This is a genomic window from Bilifractor porci, from assembly GCF_009696005.1.
Taxonomy (GTDB): domain Bacteria; phylum Bacillota; class Clostridia; order Lachnospirales; family Lachnospiraceae; genus Bilifractor; species Bilifractor porci.
This window is the reverse complement of record NZ_VUMV01000006.1, coordinates 58,672-83,171: the sequence shown is the minus strand read 5'-3', so window position 1 is coordinate 83,171 and position 24,500 is coordinate 58,672. Positions and strand designations below refer to the sequence as shown.

The following is a 24,500-nucleotide window of genomic DNA, read 5'->3' as shown; positions in this document are numbered from 1 at the left end:
CTCTTCTGTCACTGCCGGATTGATTCTTTTTCCGTCCTTATTCTGTATCTCCTGTGAGAAGTAAACATGGCGGCGGCCCGTTACCGGTTTTCGCTCAGAATATCCACGTATTTTCCGTTCAGGACATCCAAGAGGTACTGGCCGTACTGATTTTTCTTCAGTTCCTCGTAATCATCCAGCAGCTCTTCCCGCGAGATCCAGCCGTTGAGATAGGCAATCTCCTCCAGACAGGCGATTTTCCGGTGCTGGTGCTGCTCCATGGTCTTGACGAAGTTGGTGGCATCGGCCAGGCTCTCATGAGTACCGGTATCCAGCCAGGTAAAGCCCTGTCCCAGAAGCTCTACATTCAGCTTTCCCTGCTCCAGATAAATCCGGTTCAGGTCGGTGATTTCCAGTTCGCCTCTGGCGGACGGTTTCAGATTCTTTGCGTACTCGACGACATGATTATCGTAGAAATACAGCCCGGTCACGCAGTAATTGCTCTTCGGCTTCTGCGGCTTTTCCTCAATGGATATTGCCTGTCCTTTTTCATTGAACTCCACAATGCCGAAGCGCTCCGGGTCATCCACATAGTAGCCGAACACGCTGGCGCCTTCTCCGCTCTCCGCGCGTTTTACCGCGGCGCGCAGCCGTTTGGTCAGCCCGTGACCGGCGAAAATATTATCGCCCAGGATCATGGCGACATCGTCTTTCCCGATAAATTCCTCTCCGATAATAAAGGCCTGCGCGAGCCCGTCCGGAGACGGCTGGACCTTATACTGCAGATGCAGCCCGAACTGATGCCCGTCCCCAAGCAGTTCCTGAAAGCGCGGCGTATCCGCAGGCGTGGAGATAATCAGAATGTCCCGGATATCCGCATTCATCAGAACAGACAGCGGGTAATAAATCATCGGTTTGTCATAAACCGGCAGAAGCTGCTTGGATGTTACCTTTGTAAGAGGATACAGCCTGGTGCCGGAACCCCCGGCAAGAACGATTCCTTTCATTGCAATCCTTCCTTTCTGATACCTTATCATACAGTTGTCCGAAGTTTCTTTTGCCGCCCATCCGTTTCCTGGTGGCATCGGACTTGTGACATTGTAATTATCTTTTGAAAACCCTGTAACTGATATTTTCCGGCATACCGTCACTGCCCGTAGGTACCGTCCGCCGCTCCCTGATCCGCGTAGCCCCCGGTTCCGTAGCTGTTATCTGTGCCGGTTCCGGCATCCTGATACCCGTAGGTGTTATCCTGATAGCCGCTGCCGGCATCGGTTCCGCTGTAATCGCCGTAACCGTAATCCGTGCCGGTATCGTAGTTCTGGGTGTAGGTACTGTCATAGGTGCCTGTGCTGTCATATCCTCTGCTGTCGTAGCCGCTTCCCGTATCTGTGCCTGAGGTATCGGTTCCCCCGGTTGTGTCGGTTACCGTGTGCTCGTCCGTACTTCCGGCCAGACTTTCATCCACCGGCGTCCCGTAAATGTAGTTCTGCAGGTACTGGCTGTTCATGGTAAGATCCGGGACAAGCACCGACATGCCGTCGATAATTTCCTCCGAGAAATAGCCGTCCACCGGAATTCTGTAGCTCTCTGTCTCCGTGATGCCGTCCACAAAAACGGTTTTCACATAGCTCAGGATCTCCGTGTTGGTGAGGTCTGTGGTGAGGTAGGGGAACATCTGATTGGCCATGGTAAGAAGCTCCGTAAGTCCCTTGTTCTTGACCTTGTCAAACGCGGCCATCAGGACCCGGCGCTGCCGGTCTGTCCTCTCGTAATCCGAATTGCCCACATAGCGGATCCGCGCAAAGGCCAGGTACTGGGCGGGAGTCATGGAATTCACTCCTGCCTTCAGGTCCCATCCGTCATTCGGGCTTCCCATCTCGACCCATCCGCCGGAGTTGATGTACTCGGCCTCCTCCGCGGTCAGCTCGATATCCAGGTTTCCAACCACGCTCATGGCATCCATGAAGCCGAAGAAATCCACCGCCACATTCCCGTCAATGGTAATTCCGAAATTATTCTCGATCACCTGATCCAGCAGCTCCATCCCGCCAAAGCAGTAGGCGGCGTTAAGCTTGTTGCTGCTGTAGCCGGGAATCTGGACATACATGTCCCGCATCAGCGACGTCAGTATAATCTTCTTTGTTTTTGTGTTGATGCTGCACAGAATCATGGAGTCGGAGCGCTGGCGCCCCTCCCCTTCCCTGGCGTCCTGACCGATCAGGAGGATATTCTTTACGTCATCGTCCTGCATGATCGAGATATTATCCGCGTTAAAATCGACATCCTGCGCCTGCAGGGTGTCCGCCTCACTGGTGTCCCGCTCGAATTCTTCCAGCGAATTTGATGCTACATCCGTAGTCAGGGAGCTGACCCTGTTTATTTTTCCCAGCTTGCCGCTTACCATAAGGAATGCCCCCATGGCCACGGCAACCAGCAGAACAATGATAAAAACCGCGACCGAGGCGGACCCTTTTCTGTGTTTCTTCTTCAAAACCGATGCTCCTCAAAAAGTCTTTCAGCAGAAGGGGCTTTACGCTCTGCCTTTTTCTGACATAATCCCCGACAATAACCGGGATTATATCATTTTTCCCCCACCCCGTCTATATTTTGCGGATGATGCACAGAATATTCACCGAAAGACACGTTTTATTTCTCTTCGTGATATTCCTTCTCGGTATTGACATTCCACACATTGGTTTTATCCGTTGTCCCTGCCAGAATATCCTTGACAGTCTCAAAGGATGTGCACATGGAATGATCCAGATTATTGTAGCGGTGCTGCCCGTTTCTCCCGACACAGAAGAGGTTGGGGATGGAGTTCAGGTAATCCCTGAGCTCGTCCATGTGCTCGTAGGTATCAAAATAAGCCGGGTAAGCCTTCTTCACACGCTCCACATGGTAGTCAAGGACATCTTCCGGTTTCAGGATCAGCTTCATTCTGACCATCTCCGAGACAGCCATCCGGGCAAATTCGTCATCGGTCATGGACCACATACTGTCGCCCTCATTGCAGAAATATTCCAGTCCCATCCAGACCGTGTGCTCCAGATCTTTCACCAGGTACGGGGACCAGTTGTTGTAAATCTGGAACCGTCCCATCTTCACGCTTCTGTCATGGACATACACCCAGTCGTCCGGAACGATATTTCCGACCGTGGGAATGTCCGTCTCGTTTTTCAGATTCAGATAAGGAACCAGGACGCCGACCGTCATATAATCGCGATAGGGCAGCCCCGCGGCAATTTCCGCGTATTTCTCCGGAACGTCGTTCATGCCGGCAACCAGGTCCTTGATCGGCATAGAGGAGATAATATAATCTCCGTCCAGGCTGACAGTCTTCCCGTCCTGCTCATAGGTCACGCCCAGGGCGATATTACGGCTGTCTTTCCGGATGCCGGTAACTTTCGCGTTCATCCGGATCTCCCCGCCCTTTTTCCGGATTTCATCCGCCGTGATCTCCCAGAGTTCGCCGGGACCCAGCTTGGGATAGGCAAATTCCTCAATCAATGAAGTCTCCACTTCTCTGTTTTTCCTGTGGAAAGCCTTTCCGAAAATATCCTTCAGAATGGCGTTAATGGAAAGCCCCTTGACGCGCTGGGCGCCCCATTCCGGGGATATTTCGCTGGGATGCCTGCCCCACAGATTCTCGGTATAATGCTCAAAAAACATGGAGTACAGTTTCTTCCCGAAGCGGTTGATGTAAAAATCCTCCAGAGAATTTTCCGGCCGCTTGTGAATAGCGCTTGCCAGATAGCTGAAGCCGACCTCCATGGTGGTGCCGAAGCCCATGTTGCGGATGGTCTCCGGCTTCAGGCTTACCGGATAATCAAAAAACTTATTTTTGAAAAAAATACGCGACAGGCGGTTTCTTCTTAGCATCACCCGGTCCGTCTGCTCCGGATCCGGCCCGCCGCTTTTCAGCGAGGAGGTTCTGTGAAGCATCTTATCATCCTTGGACGGAGAGCCCTGCGTGGGAAGCATTTTTTCCCACCACTCGTTAACTTCCGGTACCTTGGAGAAAAACCTGTGTCCTCCCATATCCATGCGGTTGCCGTGATATTCCACCGTGCGGGAAATCCCGCCGAAGCAGCCGCTTTCTTCCAGGACAACCACCTGGTAGTCCTCCGACTTGTCCAGAAGCTCATAGGCAGCCGTCAGTCCGGCCGGCCCCGCGCCGATAATAATTATCCTTTTCTTTTCTCCGGAATCCATCTTTTCTTCTCTCCTCCTCATGAACCGATACCCTTTTGGAGTTGAAATATCTTTTCCTCCTCTGTATTTCCCAGAGGCATCGGATAAAAACGCATTTTCGCCGTCTGCGCCCTACAGCAGCTGGTGAAAGGCATCGATCACCTTCCCCACATCTTCCATTTCCAGATTGTAAAACATGGGAAGCCGGATCAGCCTCTCGCTTTCCCTCGTGGTATAAACATCCTCTCCGGAGAACCGCCCGAACTTCTGTCCCGCCGGCGAGGTGTGCAGAGGGATATAGTGAAATACACAGTGCACGCCCCGGTCCATCAGATCCTTCAGGAGCCGCGTGCGGACCTTCAGATTCTCTACCTTTACATAGTACATATGCGCATTGTGCCGGGCATAATCCGGAATAAACGGACGCTGGAGCTTTCCCGCGTCTTCCAGATCCTTTAATCCCTCATGGTAGGTATTCCATATTTTCATGCGTTTCTTCTGGATTTTGTTCACGGCAAGCAGTTGCGCATAAAGATAGGCGGCGTTCATATCGCTGGGCAGATAGGAGGAGCCGTAGTGCACCCATGTATACTTGTCGATCTCTCCGCGGAAGAACCTGCTTCTGTTTGTCCCTTTTTCCCGCAGAATCTCCGCGTCGCCCAGATATTTGTCGTCCTGAAATAGAATCGCCCCGCCCTCTCCCATGGTATAGTTCTTCGTCTCATGAAAGCTGTAGCAGCCGAAATCCCCGATGGTGCCCAGCGCCCTGTCTTTATAATACGCATTCACTCCCTGCGCGGCATCCTCGATGACCATCAGATGATGCTTCTTCGCGATTGCAAGAATCTCTTCCATGGCACAGGCTACTCCGGCGTAGTGCACAACCACAATGGCGCGGGTTTTGTCGGTGATTGCGTCCTCAATTTTCGTCTCATCAATATTCATGGTATCCGGACGTATATCCACAAATACGATTTTCGCGCCCCGCAGGACAAATGCGTCCGCCGTGGAAACAAAGGTGTAGGAGGGCATGATCACCTCATCTCCCGGCTGAATACCGGAGAGAAAGGCGGACATTTCCAGCGCATGTGTGCAGGATGTCGTCAGAAGGATATTTTTCGTGTGAAAATGTTCCTTCATCCACCCGCTGCACAGGCCGGTGTATTTTCCGTCTCCGCAGATCTTGCCGCTCCGTACAGAGTCCTCGACATATTTCATTTCCGTTCCCACAACAGGGGGATTGTTAAAGTCTATCATCTGATCAACTCCCGTTTCTAAACTTACCTGTTCATTCTTCCGGCTCCGTGTCGGTTCTCACAGCAGATTAAACAGAAGAATGCCGGCGATAATCATGATATTTCCGATGATCTTCTTTTTTGTGATCGGTTCCCGGAAGAACAGGTAGCTCAGGACTATGATCCAGACATTTCCGGATGCCTCCATCACCGAACCGCCCTGAACCGTGACGCCCTTTCCGTAGGCCACAACTCCCATCAGCATACCGCAGAACATCAGGCCATAGCCGACAATCACCTTGACATTCAGATACTCCCGGAGCACACTGCTGTGTTTTTCCGAAGCGCTTTTTTTCAGCAGCACCTGGGAAAATGCCGCAATCGCGGCGCTAAGCGCGAATAAAAATACCCAGCTGTTAAAACTATTCTGCATCCTGATTCACCAGTAATATCCCAAAGAACACCAGAAAGATTCCGATCAGGCTGACCGGCCGGAAGGTTTCGTGGAAGATCAACACGCTCCATAAAAATGTCCAAAAGATGGCAAATGCCCGGTTGGCATAAGCAATGGACAGGTCAAACCGCTTGATAATCTGCTGCCAGAAAATCGCGTAGGCGCCCAGGCAGCACAGCTCCAGAAAAACCCAGAGCACTCCGGTCCAGGAAAGCCAGTGAAGCGTCAGACCGAAAACCGTAATCGATCCGGGATGCGAAGAGGCTATTTTCGAGCACACGGACGAACCCGTGTATACCACAACTGCTCCCTGTATCAGCAGCACCGACAGAAACGACATTTTTCTTTTTTTCTGTTCCCCCATATTCCTATTTGTCCTTTTTTGATGATGAAAGCAGGCGCTCCTTCATTTCCGGAACTGCCCGCGGGTTATTCCTCGTCCGCCTGACCAGGAAAGGATTTTCGGAGAGGCGGGACGCCGTCCGGCGTGTCCGGCCATCCGGCGGCTGTTCTGTCCAGGATCTGCCGGAAGGCCCGCCTGGTAAAATTCTTTTCAAACGTCTTTCTGGCCCGGACATGCATGGTTTTCCATTCCTCCGGGTCACCGGAAATCTCCGCCACCGCCTGTACCGCCCTTTCCGGATGTGTCCTGTCTACATTGACTCCGATTTTTTCCCGGTTCACGAGCTCCCAGGTATCATCCGGAATGGTATTCAGAATCGGGATGCCGAAGGACAGGTAGTCGATGGATTTCATGGTAAGCCCGACCCGTACGGACGGTTTCATAAAATTCAGGCCGAAGCTGCACTGCCGCAGGATGCTTTTCTTCTGTTCCTCCTCATATACCGCGCCGTGATCCCGGAACGGAATTTCACTCTCTGCCAGTGCCCGGAGAAAATCCTGCTTATGCTCTCCCTCCCCGATCAGATGGAGAAGCAGCTTCCTGTCTTCTGCACGCAAAAGTTCCTTCAGACGTCTCAGGAACTCTGTGATCAGCCCTATGTCGATGATATTATTGACAGCCCCCAGATAAGCGATCTGCAGCAGCCGCGTACCCGGCTCCTCGGCAGAAGCATTCCCTGCGGCTGCCGTTCCTGTTATTTCCCGGCCGGCCGGTTCGTCCTTAAACCAGGGAAGTACGGTTGTTTTTTTCTCCGGCAGGCGGAGAATCTTCTGATACAGGGAACACTCTGTAAAAATCCAGTCCGCGCAGTCCAGGTATCTGTCGCGCAGCGAAGCCCAGGCACGCATGGGCGGAAGCCTCTGCAGCTCCGGCCTGGGAATGGATTCCGGCCACAGGTCAATCACATCCAGAATGATCCGCACCCCGTATCTGCCCTTGAGAACAGACGCGGCCCGGACAAAGGAATTCGCCGGGATCAGGAACCAGATCACCACGTTCTCCGCCACCCAGGCAGAGCCCCTGCTCTTCTGCAGGGTTCCCAGCTGTCCGTCAAGATATTGTTCCGCATCCCCGGCGAACCTCCGGATCGAAAGCAGCCTTCTGGCCGAAAGGTTTTTCCGGTAGGGGCGCATGGGAAGGTAAACGACGGACCCGGAATCTGCTTCTTTACCGGTTCCGGACGCGCTGCGTCCGGTGCGCCTGAGATGGTCAAAATCCGAAAAAATATACTGTACTTGATTTTCTTTTTCTCTGAAGTATTCTCCGGCCGCCTCGGCACGGCAGTCGTAGGTGGAAGAATGCGTTACGATAAAGATCTGCATCTGTCATTCCTCGTCTCCGGATATTTCGCGTTCTTTCCCGCCCTGTTCTTCCGGAGGCTTCTTCCTGCTGTTTTCCTGCATGTCATCGTGAAATTCCCTGCCAGTCTCATCGTCAAAGCCTTCCGCCGCGTCGGATTTGAATATGGTCCGGAGCGTCAGCAGGGCAATTTTGAAATCCAGGAGCGTAGACTGATTTTCAATATACATCAGATCCAGCATCAGCTTATCCAGGGCGGACGTATTATATTTTCCATAGACCTGGGCATATCCCGTCAGCCCTCCCTTGACGGCCAGCCTGTAGCGGAATTCCGGCATTTTGCGGCAGTACATATCGGACATCTCCACGCTTTCCGGCCGGGGTCCTACAAAACTCATGTCTCCCTTCAGGACATTGATAAACTGCGGGAATTCATCAATTCTGGTTTTCCGTATAACCGCCCCCACCTTTGTCACACGGGGATCGTTTTCCGTGGTCGGCATGGTCCCGTACTTGCTCGCATCCACACACATGCTGCGAAACTTTAAGATTTTGAAAACCTTGCCGTCCTTGGTGTAGCGGTCCTGCCGGAAGAATACCGGGCCGCCGTCCTCTGCCTTGATGGCAATGGCGGTTACAAGCATAACGGGGGAAAGGATGATAAGAAAAACGGAAGAAAAAATAATATCCAGCACACGCTTCAGGCGCTGCTTGTTTGAACTCTTGTACCTGTACTCATACTTCATCAGAGGCGTATCCAGAAGATGTTTCGTCTCGCAGCCCGTTTCCAGAATATCCTCGATGTCCGGAACAAAATAGAACTGTTTCCTGTTTTCTATACAGCGCTGCACAAACCTTGCTCTTCTTGTGGACGGTATTCCGTAAAGAATCACCGTATCTACCTTCTGGAGCCGCTGAAGGAACAGGACATCGGAGACCTCCTCCGATTCCCGCAGGGTGATGTCAAACAGATGGCTGTATTTCCGAAGCAGGCGTTTCCGGAATTTTTTCACCTGATCCAGCGTCTTGATCTTTCCGTAGACAATCATCGTCGGGTGGGGCGCAATATGCGCCATGAAATAGCGCTTTGTCGTCAGTGTGATCACCGCGGTACCCGACAGCTGAATGACCACAATCACCGCGCCGGGCAGGATGCTGACCATCTGGTTGTAAACCAGGCAGCAGAGCACGTAGAGAAGAAGATCCGCAAACCCGAACGAGACGAACTGCGAAAAAACAATCTCGCCCACGTCTGTGGACGCGATCCGGAAAGCCTTGTATACACTGCAGAATGCCGTGTATACAATATAAAAGGTCAGCGCGGAAAAAAAGGCACCCGGAACCAGATAGGTGTTGAACATATATTTATTGTAAAAGACAATCCACACAGCCAGGAACCAGCCGACATTCCAGAGCCGCAAAATGGTTCTGGCGCAGTGCGTCACTCTCTTATCATCCATACCTTACCGGGCTCCAATTACCCCAGATATTTAACCGTCTGTTTCTGCTCACGCAGAAATGCGCCTCAGGCGTTTTCCCCGTCCGTGCAGGCACGGCTGCGGAAACTGTACTTCCGGCGCTGTAATGATGCCAGGGGAAGAAGTTCTCCTTCCCCCGACGTGATGCCACGAATTACTCCGTCTCTTTGAAACTCACGTAATTCTTATTATATCAGAACATCTTTTCCCAGGCAACGCTACAGGACAGACCGCACCTTGGCGCGTATCCGCTGCAGCGCATTATCAATGGATTTCGGTTTTTTCCCCAGGGCAGAGGCAATCTGCCCGTAATCCTGTCCTTCCAGATAGAGCCGGAATACCTTTGTCTCCAGTGGGCTCAGGGAATCTTCGATCTGTTTCTGCAGCGTTCTGGCGTTCTCCTCCTCCAGATAGATGGTTTCCGGGCTCTCCACGGTTCCCAGAGCCCCGTCGCCCTGGTCCTCCTCCAGCTCATTCAGGGAAATGGAGCTGTTCAGCGCCTGGTGCTTTTTCCGCCGGGAAGCCTCTATGGCCGTGTACATCTGACGGCTGACCAGCATTCCGGCAAAGGTCGAAAAGGAAGCCTCCCGGTCCGGGTCATACTGACGAATCGCCTTAAACAGCCCCAGCATTCCCTCCTGCAGAAGATCCTCGCGGTCCCCGCCGACCAGATAAAGCTCTCTGGCCGTAGAGCGCACCATCTGCTTATACCGGTTCATCAGAATCTCCGCGGCGTCCGCGTCCCCGTTCCGGTATGCCCGGATCAGCGTATTATCGTCCGCCTCTTCTCTGGCTCCGCATTCCCGTGTGCTGATTTGATCACTCATTTATGCTCTCTCTGCCGTACAATTTCGTACGCAAGGACACCCGCCGCAACGGAAGCGTTCAGCGAATCAATATCTCCATGCATGGGAATCGAAGCGGTAAAGTCGCACTTCTCCCTGATCAGCCTGCTGACACCCTCTCCCTCATTTCCGATTACCAGGCCGATCGGCCCTGTCAGATTCTGGCTGTACATAGACGGGCCGTTCATGTCCGCGCAAACAAACCAGATTCCCTGCTTCTTCAATTCCTCCATCGCAGCCGCAAGATTTGTGACCTTCGCGACCGGCGTATAATTCAGCGCACCGGCGGAAGCCCTGGCCACCGTCGCGGTCAGCATGGCCGACCTGTGCTTTGTAATGATGACGCCATGGGCGCCCGCCAGATTTGCCGTCCGGATAATCGCGCCCAGATTGTGCGGATCCTCAATTCCATCCAGAAGGAAAATGAAAGGATCCTCACCTTTCTCTCTGGCTTTCTGCAGGATATCCTGCACATCCGCATACGCATAGGAAGCGGCATAGGCAATCACTCCCTGGTGATGTCCGGTCTCCGACATCTGGTTCAGGCGCTCCTTCGGCACATAGCTGATGATGCACCCTGCCTTCCTCGCCTCTCTGGCGATGGTCAGGATCATGCCGTCCTGCAGGCCGCTCTGCAGAAACACCTTATCCACAGCCCTTCCCGACCGGAACGCCTCCAGTACCGGATTTCGCCCCTCCAGGCGGTTTTCGTCATTTAATTCTTCCGTTTCCGGAGTGTTTTTATCCCACTCCCGGTACCTGTCGGATTTCTGCTCAGACCGGCTGTCGTCCCGGTATTCCGCGTGTCTGCCGCTCTGATAGTCTGTCCGGCTGCCGTTCCGGTATTCCGCGCGGCTTCTTCCTGCTCTGCCGCCATGCGGCGCTCCCGGTTTTCCGGATTCATCCCTTCCGCCAAAGCCGTAACCACGGTTCTCCCTGCCGGAGCGTTCCCGCTTCTGCCCGTAACGCCTGTCCTTTTCCCCGCTGCTCCTGTTTTCGTTCCTGCCTCTGCGCCCGAATCCGCCGTCCACTTTATTTCTTCCTGCACCAGCCATATCATTCCTCACACTTTCCTCTGTTCCATCTGTTCGAACGGCAGCCTCAGCGTCTCCGCTTCTACACCCAGGCCGACTGCCAGCAGCTCCCGGATCCTGTCCAGATCCCCCTTCAGATAGAGATACCCCATGACAGCCTCCAGCCCGGTTGCCCGACGGTATTCCAGAATCCCGGCATTCTTTGCCTTTGTATAAGCCTTCGCATTTCTGCCCCGATGATAGACCTGCCTCTCTTTTTCCGTAAACAGCGGTTCCAGAATTCCTACGATCTCCGACTGTTTCCCTGCGCGGACAAGGGCGCTGGACTTCTCGTGCAAAAGATGAACCGGGGCATTTGCTTTTGTCACAATCATGGTGCGGATATAGATTTCGTAAATCGCGTCTCCGATATAAGCCAGCGTCAGCGGGGAATACTGTTCCGGAGACAGCTGCTGTTTTCCTTCTATACTCATAGGTCTGTGTCCCTCTTCCGCTTCATCCGCACAGCCGGCTCATGCCCTGTGCCATTTGCAGCCCTCTCTGGTATCTTCCAGAATGATGCCCTTCGCGGCCAGCTCATCCCGGATGGCGTCGGCGCCGGCATAATCCCTGGCCTTTTTGCATGCCTGCCGTTCTGCGATTTTCTTTTCTATTTCCTCTTCCAGTGCTTTATCCACGTCGTTCCCGGTATTTTCCACGATGAGCCCCAGAATATCACAGAGCGATACAATCTCCTTTTTTACAGCCTCCGCAAAAGCAGCCGACGCATTGTCCCGTGCCTCTGTGTTTCCAAAGCGCACCAGATCGAAAATCGCGGCAATCGCGTCCGCCGTGTTCAGATCATCATCCATGGCAGCCTCAAACGCAGCCCGGTATTTTTTCATCTCCTCCAGTTTAGCCTTTTCGCCTTCGGATAGTTCCTCCGCTTTCGCGTTTTCCGCGTAAAAAGCCAGCTTATCCACCGCGTTGCGGATCCTCTCCAGCGAGTTCTTCGCTGATTCCATGATCTCCGCGCTGAAATTCAGCGGGCTTCTGTAATGGGCGGAGAGCATGAAAAACCGCAGAACCTGCAGATCATAATGTTCTCCGATCTCCCGGACCGTCTTGAAATTTCCCAGGGATTTGCTCATTTTCCGGTTATCAATATTTAAAAAGGCATTGTGCAGCCAATAACGCGCGAATGGAACGCCGTTTTCCGCCTCACTCTGGGCAATCTCATTTTCATGGTGAGGAAAAATCAGATCCTCGCCTCCGGCATGAATATCAATCGTAGGGGAGCCCAGATATTTCTTTGCCATGACACAGCACTCCGTGTGCCATCCGGGACGTCCCGGTCCCCACGGGCTGTCCCAGCTGGGTTCTCCTTCTTTTTTTGGCTTCCACAGAACAAAATCCAGCGGATCCTCCTTCTCTTCCTCCCCGCTGACCTTCAGGTCGCGGAAACCGGAACGAAGGTCGTCCAGGTTTTTATGCGAGAGCTTGCCGTAGCCCTCGTCCTTTCTTGTGCGGAAATAGACGGTGCCGTTCACATTGTAGGCGTAGCCTTTCTTCTCCAAATCCCGGATCAGGGCGATCATCCCGTCTATTTCCTGCGTTGCCAGCGGATGCGTGGTGGCCGGACGAACATTCATGTCCGCCATATCCTTCTTGCATTCCACAATATAGCGCGTGGAAATTTCCTCTGCGGAAACGCCCTCCTCGTTTGCCTTTTTTATAATCTTGTCATCCACATCCGTAAAATTGGATACATAGTTGACCTTATAGCCCTTATACTCCAGATATCGGCGGCAGGTATCAAACACGATCATGGGTCTGGCGTTTCCGATGTGGATCAGGTTGTAAACCGTCGGTCCGCAGACATACATCTTCACCTCTCCCGGATCAATAGGAACAAATTCTTCCTTTTTCTTGTCCATCGTATTATAGAATTTCATCTTGTTTTCCGCCTCCTGCCTGTCGTTATGCTCATATTTTATCTATTTCTTCCACCTGTACACTTACTCTCCGCGCATCGGACAGCCGCCGCACCCGGAACAGCCGCCGGAAGATATCCGCCCGCCTTCTTCCATCCGCGCCTCCGGAAGATCCTCCAGCGCCGATTTAATGGTGCAGACCGCCTGCGCGGATATACCCTCCATACGCCCCGTAAACCCCAGGTGTTCCTCCGTGGTCGCCTTAACATTGACCTGATCCGGATCCAGCCGGAGCGCTTTCGCGACATTTTCCGTCATCTGATCCAGATAAGGCCTGAGCTTCGGTTTCTGAGCGATGATCGTGCAGTCTATATTCTCAATCAGATAGGCCTTCTCCTCCAGCATGGCGCCGACCTTCCGCAGAAGCTCCACGCTTGACACACCCTCATATGCCGGATCCGTGTCTGGAAAATGAAAGCCGATATCTTTCAGCGCCGCTGCGCCAAGCAAGGCATCCATAATCGCATGCAGAGCCACATCCGCGTCCGAGTGTCCTAAAAGGCCCTTTTCAAACGGAATCGCCACCCCGCAGAGGATCAGTTTTCTTCCCTCCACAAGGCGATGCACGTCATAACCTGTTCCAACTCTCATGTTTCTGTCTCAAGCTCCTCTTTTACCCAATCCTATTCAAATCCGAACAGCTTCTGCGCCATCCGATAGCAGAAAATAATAACCTTCCTGCCGCCCTTGCCCGGAAGATTGATCCCCTGGCCGAGAATACCGCGGCGAACCCAGTAATAAGAATGCGGATCCACCTGTTTTAAGTGCTGCCAGAGCTCCTTTTTCTTTCTGAGCAGTTCCGGATCTCCTGTTTTAATCATCAGGACACTGGTAATTGCCGTAATGATTGTCAGATAATGCAGCATATAGTCTTTCTGCTTCCCGCGGATATTCCGGATCTGGGGAAGGTAGTCAATCATCAGATAGTTGACCCGCAGCTGCTGATCCAGCCTTCCCATCATGACATCCATGTTGACCGACTGATCCGGCCTTCCGATATAATACTGATACAGATTGACGTTCAGATAATACATGGTGTGAACCATGGAAAACGGTTCATAGGCATAAATATTATCCACATAGAAGGTATGCTCCGGAAGGCGCAGCCCCACATCCCTAAGAAGCTGTGTGCGATAAATGATGGAATGCATCAGCACATAGTGAGTGAAGTCGATATGCCGTACCTCGTTCCATCCGAAAGGCCTGTCCTGCGGAAAAAATTTCTCGTAATGCATGGTCCAGTTTTTGACCTTCCGGTTTTCCTTATTGTACGTGTAGTTGCTGAAAAGCACGTCAATCATTACAGATCCGTGCACAATTCTGCGAAGAGTCTCCAGCACCTTCTGATAAGCATCTGCGTCAAACCAGTCATCACTGTCACAAACCTTGAAGAACAGGCCTCTGGCATTGTCAATCCCGGTGTTAACCGCACCTCCGTGTCCCTTATTTTCCTGATGAATGACCCGCACGATACCCGGATGTCTGGCGGCATATTCATCCGCGATTTCCGGTGTACGGTCTTTTGCAGACCCGTCGTCTATAATCAGGATTTCCACATCCTCTCCGCCCGGAAGAAGCGTCTCCAGGCAGTGTTCCATATACGCCTCGGAATTATAGCAGGGTACTGCTATTGTCAGTAACTTCACAAATCCTCCCCGCCACCAGGATGACCAGACACCCTGACGGACTTATCATGGGCTGTTCCGGAAAAGCCGGAAGCATCTACTTTAACTGAATAATCATGCCACAAATGTTCGGGAAATGCAATAAAAGGGAAAAGATCGGATACGGATATGGAAAATTCTCCGCTATCTTCCATCAGGATAAAAAAGAGTCAACAGAGATTTTATTCTCCACTGACTCTGTGTAGAAATATTCGTTCTAACTCTTGATTTCCTTTTCCAGAATTTTCAAAGCTTTATCGGGATCAATAATAAATAAATCATCAACCGCTGCATAGTCTTTAGAATTTCCTGTAATAATATATGAAACACCAGCAGTCTTTGCACATTCATACTGCAGGCAATCTTCAAAGTCTCTGAAGTCATCCATCTCTATGGCTTCCCTGATCTTAGTATTATCCGCACCAGCAACACTCAGAAGATCTACTATCTGCATAAGCCAGTCCCGCCGCGCTTTTTCCGGATATTTTCGTAATACATACCAAAGAGTTGAAAGCGAATGAAAAGCAATATAACCGTTTATTGCCCCAACAGAACATGCCTCCATAATCTTGACTGATGATAATTTATATGGATCCTCGCGTCCTGTGACATAAGTAATCAATACGTTCGTATCAATCAATGCGTCCATATTTCTCCTCTAGACCCTTTGCTCTCTCCTGATCTGCGTCAAAATCCCGCCCGTAATATTGAGAAGCGTTTTTTCTTAATTCTTCCATTCGCAGAAAGGCTCTTCTTTTTCTGCTGATGATTTCTTTTCTTCTTTTTTGCGCTACGACATCATCATTGTATACATGTATAATAATTGTCATTAAGGCCTTATAATTATCTTCGGACATTTCAGAAAGCATCTCTGCAGCATCCGCGGGTGTTTTTTCAAAAACAGCACCTGCCATAAAGTAACCCTCCCTTCTTTTTCTGACAATTCTATTTTAACCAATGCCATATTAGCCGTCAATCATCCGCCCTAGCAGGGAGGCGTATGCTTCATAGGCAGAGGGAATTGCATATTTGGTTCTGACTTCCGCTGCTTCTGCCAGTATCCACGGACTGGTTGCAGGCTTCTGGTATAAGCATCCGGTTGTTCTGCCTTCATTCTCCTCCATCAGCACTTCGTAGCCCGTCATATGCCATTCGATATGAGAAAAAATATGTTTGGAAGGCTCCAGCTTTCTGACCCGCACAGGATTCATCCCCATATCTTTTACTTCCTGCAGAACCTGTTTCCGGTTCAGGATTCCGTAATAATTCGGGAACTCATACATAGAGGCAAGAAGTCCTTTTTCCGGCCGTCTCCTCAGGACTACTTTTTTCCCGTCATGGATAAGAAGAATCGTCCGATGTTCTATTTTTCTTGCTTTTTTCTGCTCTTTAACAGGGAATTCCTGCTCTCTACCGGAAATATGAGCCCGGCAGAGCCTTCTTTCTCCCAAGGGGCACTGCCCGCACAGAGGCGATCCATTCGGAATACAAACGAGCGCACCCAGATCCATGAAACCTTGATTCAGATCTCCCGGCAGAAGATACTCCACCATTTGTGCCGATTTATTATTCTCGGAGTCCTCCGTCTGGATTACATCTGTATTTTTATCAGAAAAAACAGTTCGCATAGCCTTCTCCAGAGCTTGCTCATAGCTTCGCCTTACGGACTGCTTCATAATGTCCCTGTTGTCTCCCCATACCCTGGAAAGTACTCTGAGCACATTGCCATCCACAGCTGGAACAGGAAGATCAAAGGCAATAGAAGCAATCGCTCCGGCCGTATAGTTCCCGATTCCGGGAAGTGCCAGCAAGGCTTTCACTATTTCCGTTTCCTCCTGCCTGCCTGGAATTTCCGGTGCTCCGGAAAAGTATTTCTCCAGCTCTGTCCCTGCGCCGTCTGTGACAATTCTGGCTGCTTTCTGCATATTCCGGACACGGTTGTAATAGCCGAGTCCTTCCCAGAGCTTCAGAAGCCTGTCCTCCGGACATGCCGCAAGCGCCTGCACGGTCGGCAGCTCTGAAAGGAATCGTTCATAATATGGTATGACTGCCTCCACCCTGGTCTGCTGAAGCATAATTTCCGAAACCCAGGTATGATATGCGTTTTTCCCCTGCCGCCAGGGAAGGTCTCTCCGATGTTCTCTGTACCAACGACAGATTAGCGGAATCATGCTGAGGCAGCTTTTCACCGTATTTTCTTCATATTGTAATGTGTCTTGTAATGCGTCTGTCACATTCAATTTCCCCCGGTTTCTCCGGATATTTTTTCCGCCCCGTCTCCGAAAACAGATCCATAGAGCTCCGGATGACGCTGTTCCAGACAAGGAAGCGCCCTCCTGACCTCCGCAATCTGCCCCGTATCCACCGAGACTGTCAGCAGCTGTTCTCCTTCTCCTGCCTCTGCAATCATATGGCCCAGGGGATCCGCTGCAATACTCCCTCCCGCTGTGCTTCCTCCACATTGGTTGCACGCGAGTAAAAACACCGTATTTTCAAGGGCTCTGGTTCTTGCCAGCATCTGAAACTGTTCTTTTTTAGAGGGTCCCTGGTACCATGCCGCAGGAACAAGGAGAATCTGCGCTCCCTCCAGTGCCATTCTCCTGGCAATTTCAGGAAAGCGAAGCTCATAACATACAAAAACAGCAATTTTACCGAACGGAGTATCTACCGGCGTAAAAAGGCTGTCCCCTGCCAAAAACCGATCCGACTCCCGGATCCCAAAAGCATCATAAAGATGCGTTTTCCGGTAAACCGAAACTATTTCTCCCCTGCTGTCCAGAAGAACCGTCGTATTAAACACGCGGCTTGTTCTCTCCTGTTCTTCCTGCAGAAGCTTTGATCCCTCCGGCTTCTCCAGCATTCCGAAAACCATCCAGATACCATAGTGTTCTGCCAGTTTCCTCATGGTCTGCACAAACGGACCGTCCAGCCGCTGGGCGAAATCATTTTTCTTTTTAATATCAGGGTGTCCGGGAATCCGGACCATATAGCTTTCCGGAAACACCATCATATCCACATGTTTCTCTCTGCAGGCCTCCCTGACCGCCGCTTCCGCCTTCCTAACATTTCCCTCCGTGTCCGGGAGCGGGGACAGCTGTGCCAGAACAATGGTACTTTCCAAAGTATTCACCTCTTTTAGCAGTCTTATCCGTATTTGAATTCGTCTTACTGGTCCGGATTACTGCGCTTGGCCGGAATTGCGAAGTCCGGATGCTCACCCATCCACGTAGTTTCCGGCATGCATTGCAAGAACCACATCTCGTCTTCCGTTAAATTAAAATCAAAAATATCCATATTGGATCGCATATGCTCTTCGCTAGTTGCTTTTGCAATAGCCATAATGTTCCTTTGTACCAGGAACCGCAGAAATATTTGTTTTTCGGATTTGCCGTATTTTCCTGCCAGTTCTTTTACATAATCAGAACCTACATACTTATCCATCCTGCCTCGTCCCAGAGACCCCCAGGAGATCACCTGAATACCATGCTGTTTGCAGTACTCCACGGCCGCTTCCTGCGTATAACCAATATGAAGCTCCAGCTGGTCAACCGCAGGTTTGATATCCGCTTGAAGAATAAGATTTTCCAAATGATGAGGAAGGAAGTTGCTGCATCCAATTTCCCTGACCTTTCCCGCCTGCACTGCCTCTTCCATCGCCCTCCAGGTTTCCAGATCCAATGTTTTCCAATCCTCATCGAACTTCCCGGTTGCACGCGGCCAATGAATCAGCATGATGTCAAGATAGTCTGTTCCTATTCTGGTCAAAGATCTGTCGATAGCTGCTTTTGCCTCCTGATAACCCATTTCATCAAACCAGAGTTTACTCTCGATAATGATATCCCTACGGGCAATCCCTGCTTTTTTGATCGCCTCTCCGACATTTCTTTCCGTTTCATAGAGAGATGCGGTATCTAAAAACTGATATCCCAACCGCAGCGCTCTGGTAATCAATTCTGTCATATCCTGCTTCTTGGGATTGTAAGTACCAAACCCAACTGCCGGAATCCTAAGACCGCTCTGTAAAATATATTCTTGCATAATCCTACCTCTCGCTGTCTGTTTCGTTTTACGAAGATAACTGTATCTGCTCTTTCCCTGCTATGATTATATACTATTCAATCATAATTCCACATAAAATATTTTCCGGGTTAAATCAACCCGAAGGACATTCTCCCAGCGTTTACAGCTTTTCTGATTCATGATAAATTACAAGAATGATGTTTTATGACTGATAGGAGAAATGGCAGGTTATTTCAAAATGAAAACATATGACGGACTTATTTTTGATGTGGATGGAACGCTCTGGGATTCTACTCCGGTGGTTGTGAACGCCTTTAACGAAGTAGTCATTGAAAAAGGAATTCTGAACCATAAACTGACAACGGATGATCTGAAGCGGACTTTTGGCAAACCGATACGGGAAATAGGCCTGATCCTGTTTCCTCATATACCACCTGAAGAAAATTGGACTATCGTACAAGAAATTGCAGAACGAGAAAACAAATTGCTTACCCGGACACCGCCTGAGCCGTATCCGGGTATTCCGGAAGTTTTTGCAAAGCTTTCCGCCCGCTATCCTCTTTTTATTATCAGCAACTGTCAGGCAGGATACATTGATACCTTCCTGTCTGCCACAAATACAAGGCAATACATCACTGCGTATTGCTGTCCGGACGATACCGGCATGCTGAAAGCTGATAATATTGCTCTTTTTGCTCAGAAATATCATCTGCAGCATCCAGTTTATATCGGAGACACGGAGATGGATGAGCAGGCATGTGAAAAGGCAGAAACTGATTTTATTTATGCCGCCTATGGATTCGGCACCGCCTCCCATCCAACAGCAGTAATTCATTCTCCTAAAGACCTTCTGCAGATTCTGTAACGATCGGAGAAGCCCGGCTTTTACAAGGCCGGGCTTCCATTTCCTATTGCCCTACTGTTATCTTTTTTCCTATTCTTCCTTAATTCCATTCACAACCGCTATTCCCGCGCTGACGCCCAGTCGGTTTGCGCCGGCATGGATGCAGGCAATCGCTTCTTCTGCTGTATGAATACCACCGGACGCTTTGACTCCCATGTCCGGTCCGACCGTCTTTCTCATAAGAGCTACATCTTCCGGTGCAGCGCCTCCGGTAGAAAATCCAGTGGATGTCTTTACAAAATCTGCCCCGCATTTTTTTGCAATCTGGCAAACCTTAATTTTTTCTTCATCCATCAGAAGACATGTCTCAATAATAACCTTTACCAGCGTTTTCGTAGGAGCCGCAGCATCAACAACTGCCTGGATATCCTTTTCCACATAATCCCAGTTGTCTGATTTAATTTTTCCCACATTAACAACCATATCCACTTCGTCTGCTCCGTCAGCAATAGCCACCTGGGACTCAAACGCTTTTGAAGCGGTAGAAGTTTCTCCCAGAGGGAATCCGATAACAGTACAAACATGAACAGGGCTGTCTTTTAAGGCCTTTGCGCATTGTGCCACGTAACAGGGATTTACGCATACCGAGGCAAAATGATATTCTTCTGCCTCTTGACACAGCTTCTTAATCTGCAGCTCTGTGGCATCCTGTTTTAACAGTGTATGATCAATCATTCCCGCGACATCTCTTCTGGTAATCTTCATTTAAAAATCCTCTCTTCACAAAATCTGACTGCTACAGGGTTCTGAGCATTCTGCCTGATTTCTCCAAGCACATTTTTTCCTCTTCTTTTTTCTGTTTTTTTATGCTGTCCACACATATGCTGTCCTTTCGATTTTTCATAAAATTACTATATCACAAAGTGCAGCGGAAATTTCAGCGGAAGAAATCTCCGCAAGAACGAAAGTAAAATACTTCGCAGACAAAAAGGAGGTGTTTCTGCATGGCATTTGATAAGAAAGAACTGGAATTTACGAAAAGGGGACCTAATTTTGTTGATATGACGAAACCCGGACCGCCGATCTACAATTTCCCAATCTCAGCAAAGGAAGAAGCGGCCAGAATGTACCGTCAGAAGGGCAGCATGTGGATGCCCTACGGTGTGGAGATCGGCGTGTTTACACCGCAGATTATTCCGGATAATATTGCCAGGGGCTTCGTGTTTGAAAAGAATATGATGTCTCCGGACAAATACGGCGGAAAAGATATGTTTGGAGTAGAGTGGGAATATGTGCCCGTCGTAGGAGGCTCTATGGAAAAGCCGGGAGTTCCCCATCTGCTGAATGACATCAGCGAATGGCACGATAAGATTGTTTGGCCGGATATTAACTCCTGGGACTGGGACCAGAGCGGCAGAGATAACTATGAATTTCTCCACAACGGACAGTGCAACTCCTTCTGGTTCTTAAACGGCGCCGGCTTTGAACGTATTATTTCCTTCCTCGGGTTTGAGCAGGCTGCTGTCACTTTAATTGACGAGGACAGCACCGACGACCTGAAAGAGCTTCTTCAGAAGCTGGTGGATCTTCATATTCAGCTGATTGATGCCGCCTGTGAGACTTACGGGGACGGGATTGACTCCTTTACCTATCACGATGACTGGGGTTCCCAGAAGGCGCCGTTCTTCTCCAAAGACGTCGCCAGGGAAATTTTTGTTCCGTTCCAGAAACAGATTACCGACCACATCAAGGCAAAGGGGAAATTCGCAGACCTGCACAGCTGCGGACATATCGAGCTGCAGATTGAGAATATCGTTGCCGCCGGATGGCAGTCCTGGACGCCTATGGCAATGAATGACACCAAACAGCTCTACAAGGACTGGGGCGACAAAATTGTTATCTCTGTCTGTGATGATCCGCTCCCGGCAGGCGCCACACCTGAAGAGCAGAAGGCTCAGGCTGTCCGGTTTGTCAAAGAGTATTATTCTCCGGACAAACCGTCCCAGTTCAGCCTGTACTCCAATGCCAACCTTACGGATGCGTATGTAGAGGGACTATATGAAACCAGCCGGGAGATGTATGAGTCCGGTACAAAATAAATCCATGTGAATGTTCAGAAGAGGATGCCGCCTATATGAGGAGATGCGGCATCCTCTTTTTTTGTTCTTTTTTGCTTTACGATCTGTCAAATAAATACAGATTGCTATTATATCTGAATTTATATAAAATTAGAGCTGAAATAATAAAAGCAATCGGTAAAATTTTTCCCATATTCAGAAAGGCAGGTGACTCAATGGCAAAAAGGTTTACAGTCTCTGTTCTGCTGCTCTGCAGCGTAATCGCATTGTCGTGCATTTCGGGCTGCGGCAGTTCCTCAAAAAGTACATCTCCGGCTTCCGGCTATGATTCTTTCCGGACCTCCGGCGCGATGGATGCAGATGCAGCCGATGACACCGCTGCAGATGAAACAGCCTCCGGGGAGACCGCGCCTGACTCTTCTGCCTCCGAAAATCCATCCGGCGCAGCTGTCTCGGAGAGCGGCTCTGTTTCCGCGGACAAACTGATTTACAGCGCGGATGTGTCTCTGCAGACACTGGAGTATGACGTTACTCTGAAGAAAATACATCAGGGCGCCGCGTCCCTCGGCGGTTTTATTGAGAGTGAGTCGGAATCGGATTATGACTACAGCTGGTATCAGGAGGATGCCTCCTCCGATTCTTCCACACGATCCGCCTACCTGTCTCTGCGGATTCCCTCGGCAGAATTTCAGGGCTTTCTGGATTCTCTGTGTGATTATGGAAAAGTTATGAATAAATCCCTCAGCACGGAGAACATCAGCAAAAAGTATTCAGACACACAAAAGCGCAAAGAGGCGCTGCAGATCGAGGCGGACAGGCTGACGGAAATGATGGAAAAGGCGGAAACGATTGAGGATATGATTTCCGTGGAGTCCAGACTGACCGAAGTGGAAACCCAGCTGAACCAGATTAACACCGATATTTCCGACATGGACACGGACATTGCCTATTCCACGGTGAATGTGAGCATCGAAGAGGTTAAAAAATATTCCACTTCCGTTAAGGAACAGAAATATATCGAAAGGATTTCCGAGGCATTCCAGAACAGCTGGAAGGGATTTGCAAACTTTTTCAAAAATCTGCTGATTGTACTGATCTATCTGATACCGGTTCTGGTTACAGCGGCGGCTGCCGCGATAGTTGTCCTGGTCATCCGTAAAAAGAAGAAGAGAAAAAAAGAGGGGCCAAAGACCGGACAGCCCGAAGACCGGAAAGACTCCTGAAGTTATTAGTTCTGTGACCTCCACTCCCGGATTCTGAAAACCAGGAGCGAAACTCCTGCCGCCACAAGGATTCCGAGGGCGGCCCCGCCGCTGTCGATGCAGACATCCGTGAACTGGCAGCTGCGTCCGGGCACAAACAGCTGGTGAAACTCATCCGTCGCGGCATAACAGGAGGCGGCCAGCCAGGCATAACCCATTCTTATTCTCCGTGTGCCGGTCATAGAGCCAAACAGCAGCATTCCCAACAGCGCATACTCGGACGCATGCGCTGTTTTTCTGACCGGATGATCGATTTTCTTTGCAAAATCCAGCTGCTCCTGCTCTGTCCAGCTGTCAAAATCCCGGACGAACAGATGACCGGCCAGCATCCCCGCGCGGTTGCTCTGGGCGGTAGATTCGTCCGCGTTCCGCGAAGAAAAGAAAAAGATGGCGGCCATCCAAAGGATGGCCAGCAGGGTAAATATTTTTTTACATTTTCCCATAAAGCTGCTCAGGAGGTTTCCTCTCCGTAAATGTAATTCTTCAGATAGACGCTGTTCGCATCCATATCCGGCACCAGCACGTCCGCGCCGTCTATATTATCCGCGTAGTAAGTGCCCTCTACGGGAATCTGGTAATTCACCATATTCCCGTTGCAGTACAGTCCCTTAAACAGATCCATCAGCAGGTTCGGATCCGTGATATCCGTGGTAATACTTGGCGCCGCAGAGCTGATAATGCTGTACTGTTTCAGCGGACTGCTTTTTTTGAATTTCGCAATAGCGGCTGTTAGTACCGTCCGTTGCCTCCGGGTGCGGTCCCAGTCTGAATTTCCCACATACCGCATGCGACAGTAGGCAAGAAGCTGGGAGGATGTCATGGTATTTGTGCCGGCAGTCAGATTCCATGTCTCTGCCGTACCGCCTTCCTCCGGATCGGTGGACATTCCGAGATCCGGATGCGCGTTCAGATAATCCGCCTCTTCCTGCGTCAGATCAATGTCCAGATCGCCGACGGCAAGCATGCTTTCCAGAAATGCCTCCAGGCCCACCTCCACATTCCCGTTGATATCTATGCCGAAATCTTCCTGAATTGCTGTGTCCAGAAGTTCCATTCCGCCATAGGCATAGGCGGCATTCAGTTTGTCGTACCCGTAACCGGGGATTGCCACATACATATCACGCATCAGGGAGGTCAGAACTACCTGTTTTGTTTTCATATTGATGCTGCAGATGATCATACTGTCGGATCTGGTCTGTGTCTCGCCCGACCGGGCATCCTGACCGATCAGGAGGATATTCGTCACCGAGGCGTCTGACACGGTGCCGTATCCGTCCGCGGCTGTGTTGTCATCCGCTGCTTTGTCCGCCACCGGGTCCACATGGTTGACTTTACTGAGTGCCAAAAACATCAGAAGTGAAACAGCGATGATAACGGCGAGGAGGATCAGCAGCAGGCCGCGGAAGAACCGCCGGACCGGATGGCGTTTTTTCTTTTTTTTCTTCTTCGGACGCCGGCGGGGCGCATAATCCCTGTCATAGTCCTCTGGCCCGTAGGCATAGTCATCCGCATAACGGTCATCATAACGGCCTGAGCCTCCGCGGTAATAACCGTCATCATATGGGCGGTTGTCCTCATAGCGGCTGCGGGAACTGCTTTTCTTCGGTTTCTTGTGGCTTCCTATGTAGTCGTCCGGGTAGTCGTCGTAATACTCATCACTGTCGGCGGACCCGCTCTCATAATCGTCATAATACCGGCTGTCGTCATACAGGTCTCTGTTTCTGCGTCGTCTGTTCAT

At 50.6% G+C, this 24,500-nt stretch carries 25 protein-coding genes; 3 read left to right on the top strand and 22 right to left on the bottom strand.

Annotation, left to right across the window (positions count from 1 at the left end):
• Positions 1-80: 80 nt before the first annotated feature.
• The 19 genes from rfbA to FYJ60_RS08990 all read right to left on the bottom strand — a co-directional run bounded on the left by rfbA (position 81) and on the right by FYJ60_RS08990 (position 18,596).
• Positions 81-986: a glucose-1-phosphate thymidylyltransferase RfbA gene (gene rfbA / locus FYJ60_RS09080; protein ID WP_154458364.1), complete on the bottom strand. Its 906-nt coding sequence runs from the start codon at positions 984-986 to the stop codon at positions 81-83.
• A gap of 140 nt (positions 987-1,126) precedes the next feature.
• Positions 1,127-2,473: an LCP family protein gene (locus tag FYJ60_RS09075; RefSeq protein ID WP_154458363.1), complete on the bottom strand. Its 1,347-nt coding sequence runs from the start codon at positions 2,471-2,473 to the stop codon at positions 1,127-1,129.
• A 155-nt stretch (positions 2,474-2,628) separates the two neighbouring features.
• Positions 2,629-4,215 carry an NAD(P)/FAD-dependent oxidoreductase gene (locus tag FYJ60_RS09070; RefSeq protein ID WP_154458362.1) on the bottom strand — a complete coding sequence of 529 codons (1,587 nt, stop codon included), beginning with the start codon at positions 4,213-4,215 and terminating at the stop codon, positions 2,629-2,631.
• 90 nt (positions 4,216-4,305) lie between these two features.
• Positions 4,306-5,430: a dTDP-4-amino-4,6-dideoxygalactose transaminase gene (rffA, locus tag FYJ60_RS09065; protein WP_154458361.1), complete on the bottom strand. Its 1,125-nt coding sequence runs from the start codon at positions 5,428-5,430 to the stop codon at positions 4,306-4,308.
• Between the two features lie 57 nt (positions 5,431-5,487).
• Positions 5,488-5,841 carry an EamA family transporter gene (locus FYJ60_RS09060; protein WP_154458360.1) on the bottom strand — a complete coding sequence of 118 codons (354 nt, stop codon included), beginning with the start codon at positions 5,839-5,841 and terminating at the stop codon, positions 5,488-5,490.
• Positions 5,831-6,226, bottom strand: a complete 396-nt coding sequence (locus tag FYJ60_RS09055) for a DMT family transporter (RefSeq protein WP_154458359.1) — start codon at positions 6,224-6,226, stop codon at positions 5,831-5,833. Before FYJ60_RS09055 ends, FYJ60_RS09060 begins: the two co-directional genes overlap by 11 nt.
• Before the next feature lie 65 nt (positions 6,227-6,291).
• Entirely contained in the window at positions 6,292-7,587 is a 1,296-nt protein-coding gene (locus FYJ60_RS09050) for a glycosyltransferase family protein (RefSeq protein ID WP_154458358.1), read from the bottom strand.
• 3 nt (positions 7,588-7,590) lie between these two features.
• The gene (locus FYJ60_RS09045) at positions 7,591-9,024 is read right to left on the bottom strand and encodes a sugar transferase (RefSeq protein WP_154458357.1); all 1,434 of its coding nucleotides are present in this window, start codon (positions 9,022-9,024) and stop codon (positions 7,591-7,593) included.
• A 236-nt stretch (positions 9,025-9,260) separates the two neighbouring features.
• Positions 9,261-9,869, bottom strand: a complete 609-nt coding sequence (locus FYJ60_RS09040; protein WP_154458356.1) for a sigma-70 family RNA polymerase sigma factor — start codon at positions 9,867-9,869, stop codon at positions 9,261-9,263.
• The gene (gene rlmB / locus FYJ60_RS09035) at positions 9,866-10,588 is read right to left on the bottom strand and encodes a 23S rRNA (guanosine(2251)-2'-O)-methyltransferase RlmB (RefSeq protein ID WP_154458455.1); all 723 of its coding nucleotides are present in this window, start codon (positions 10,586-10,588) and stop codon (positions 9,866-9,868) included. The genes FYJ60_RS09040 and rlmB overlap by 4 nt, the downstream gene beginning before the upstream one ends.
• Before the next feature lie 362 nt (positions 10,589-10,950).
• Positions 10,951-11,394 carry a Mini-ribonuclease 3 gene (locus FYJ60_RS09030; protein WP_154458355.1) on the bottom strand — a complete coding sequence of 148 codons (444 nt, stop codon included), beginning with the start codon at positions 11,392-11,394 and terminating at the stop codon, positions 10,951-10,953.
• A 39-nt stretch (positions 11,395-11,433) separates the two neighbouring features.
• A complete protein-coding gene (gene cysS, locus FYJ60_RS09025; RefSeq protein WP_154458354.1) occupies positions 11,434-12,855 on the bottom strand; it encodes a cysteine--tRNA ligase in 1,422 nt (473 codons plus the stop codon).
• A 63-nt stretch (positions 12,856-12,918) separates the two neighbouring features.
• Complete coding sequence (gene ispF / locus FYJ60_RS09020) at positions 12,919-13,485, bottom strand: 2-C-methyl-D-erythritol 2,4-cyclodiphosphate synthase (RefSeq protein WP_154458353.1); 567 nt, start codon at positions 13,483-13,485, stop codon at positions 12,919-12,921.
• A 32-nt stretch (positions 13,486-13,517) separates the two neighbouring features.
• Complete coding sequence (locus tag FYJ60_RS09015) at positions 13,518-14,540, bottom strand: glycosyltransferase family 2 protein (protein ID WP_330579171.1); 1,023 nt, start codon at positions 14,538-14,540, stop codon at positions 13,518-13,520.
• Positions 14,541-14,775: 235 nt separating this feature from the next.
• Complete coding sequence (locus FYJ60_RS09010) at positions 14,776-15,207, bottom strand: type II toxin-antitoxin system VapC family toxin (RefSeq protein ID WP_154458352.1); 432 nt, start codon at positions 15,205-15,207, stop codon at positions 14,776-14,778.
• On the bottom strand, positions 15,191-15,472 hold the full coding sequence (locus FYJ60_RS09005) for a hypothetical protein (RefSeq protein ID WP_154458351.1): 282 nt from the start codon (positions 15,470-15,472) through the stop codon (positions 15,191-15,193). The genes FYJ60_RS09010 and FYJ60_RS09005 overlap by 17 nt, the downstream gene beginning before the upstream one ends.
• Positions 15,473-15,523: 51 nt before the next feature.
• Entirely contained in the window at positions 15,524-16,792 is a 1,269-nt protein-coding gene (locus FYJ60_RS09000; protein WP_330579170.1) for an A/G-specific adenine glycosylase, read from the bottom strand.
• Positions 16,793-16,794: 2 nt separating this feature from the next.
• Positions 16,795-17,679, bottom strand: a complete 885-nt coding sequence (locus tag FYJ60_RS08995; protein ID WP_154458350.1) for a carbon-nitrogen hydrolase family protein — start codon at positions 17,677-17,679, stop codon at positions 16,795-16,797.
• A gap of 44 nt (positions 17,680-17,723) precedes the next feature.
• Positions 17,724-18,596 (bottom strand): aldo/keto reductase, encoded by an 873-nt coding sequence (locus FYJ60_RS08990; RefSeq protein WP_154458349.1) that lies wholly within the window; start codon positions 18,594-18,596, stop codon positions 17,724-17,726.
• Positions 18,597-18,816: 220 nt separating this feature from the next.
• Here FYJ60_RS08990 and FYJ60_RS08985 point away from each other — a divergent pair, with 220 nt between their 5' ends.
• On the top strand, positions 18,817-19,443 hold the full coding sequence (locus FYJ60_RS08985) for an HAD family hydrolase (RefSeq protein WP_205839043.1): 627 nt from the start codon (positions 18,817-18,819) through the stop codon (positions 19,441-19,443).
• A gap of 69 nt (positions 19,444-19,512) precedes the next feature.
• Here FYJ60_RS08985 and deoC read toward each other — a convergent pair whose 3' ends face one another.
• Positions 19,513-20,187 (bottom strand): deoxyribose-phosphate aldolase, encoded by a 675-nt coding sequence (gene deoC / locus FYJ60_RS08980; RefSeq protein WP_154458347.1) that lies wholly within the window; start codon positions 20,185-20,187, stop codon positions 19,513-19,515.
• A gap of 239 nt (positions 20,188-20,426) precedes the next feature.
• On the opposite strand from deoC, the gene FYJ60_RS08975 reads away from it, so the two are divergent.
• Both FYJ60_RS08975 and FYJ60_RS08970 read left to right on the top strand, forming a co-directional pair.
• Positions 20,427-21,521, top strand: coding sequence for a uroporphyrinogen decarboxylase/cobalamine-independent methonine synthase family protein (locus tag FYJ60_RS08975; protein WP_154458346.1), 1,095 nt, complete (start codon positions 20,427-20,429; stop codon positions 21,519-21,521).
• Between the two features lie 194 nt (positions 21,522-21,715).
• Positions 21,716-22,723 carry a DUF4349 domain-containing protein gene (locus FYJ60_RS08970; protein WP_205839042.1) on the top strand — a complete coding sequence of 336 codons (1,008 nt, stop codon included), beginning with the start codon at positions 21,716-21,718 and terminating at the stop codon, positions 22,721-22,723.
• 5 nt (positions 22,724-22,728) lie between these two features.
• Here the strand turns inward: FYJ60_RS08970 and FYJ60_RS08965 are convergent, their stop codons facing one another.
• Positions 22,729-23,205, bottom strand: a complete 477-nt coding sequence (locus FYJ60_RS08965; RefSeq protein ID WP_154458344.1) for a VanZ family protein — start codon at positions 23,203-23,205, stop codon at positions 22,729-22,731.
• Between the two features lie 8 nt (positions 23,206-23,213).
• Positions 23,214-24,500: an LCP family protein gene (locus FYJ60_RS08960; protein WP_154458343.1), complete on the bottom strand. Its 1,287-nt coding sequence runs from the start codon at positions 24,498-24,500 to the stop codon at positions 23,214-23,216.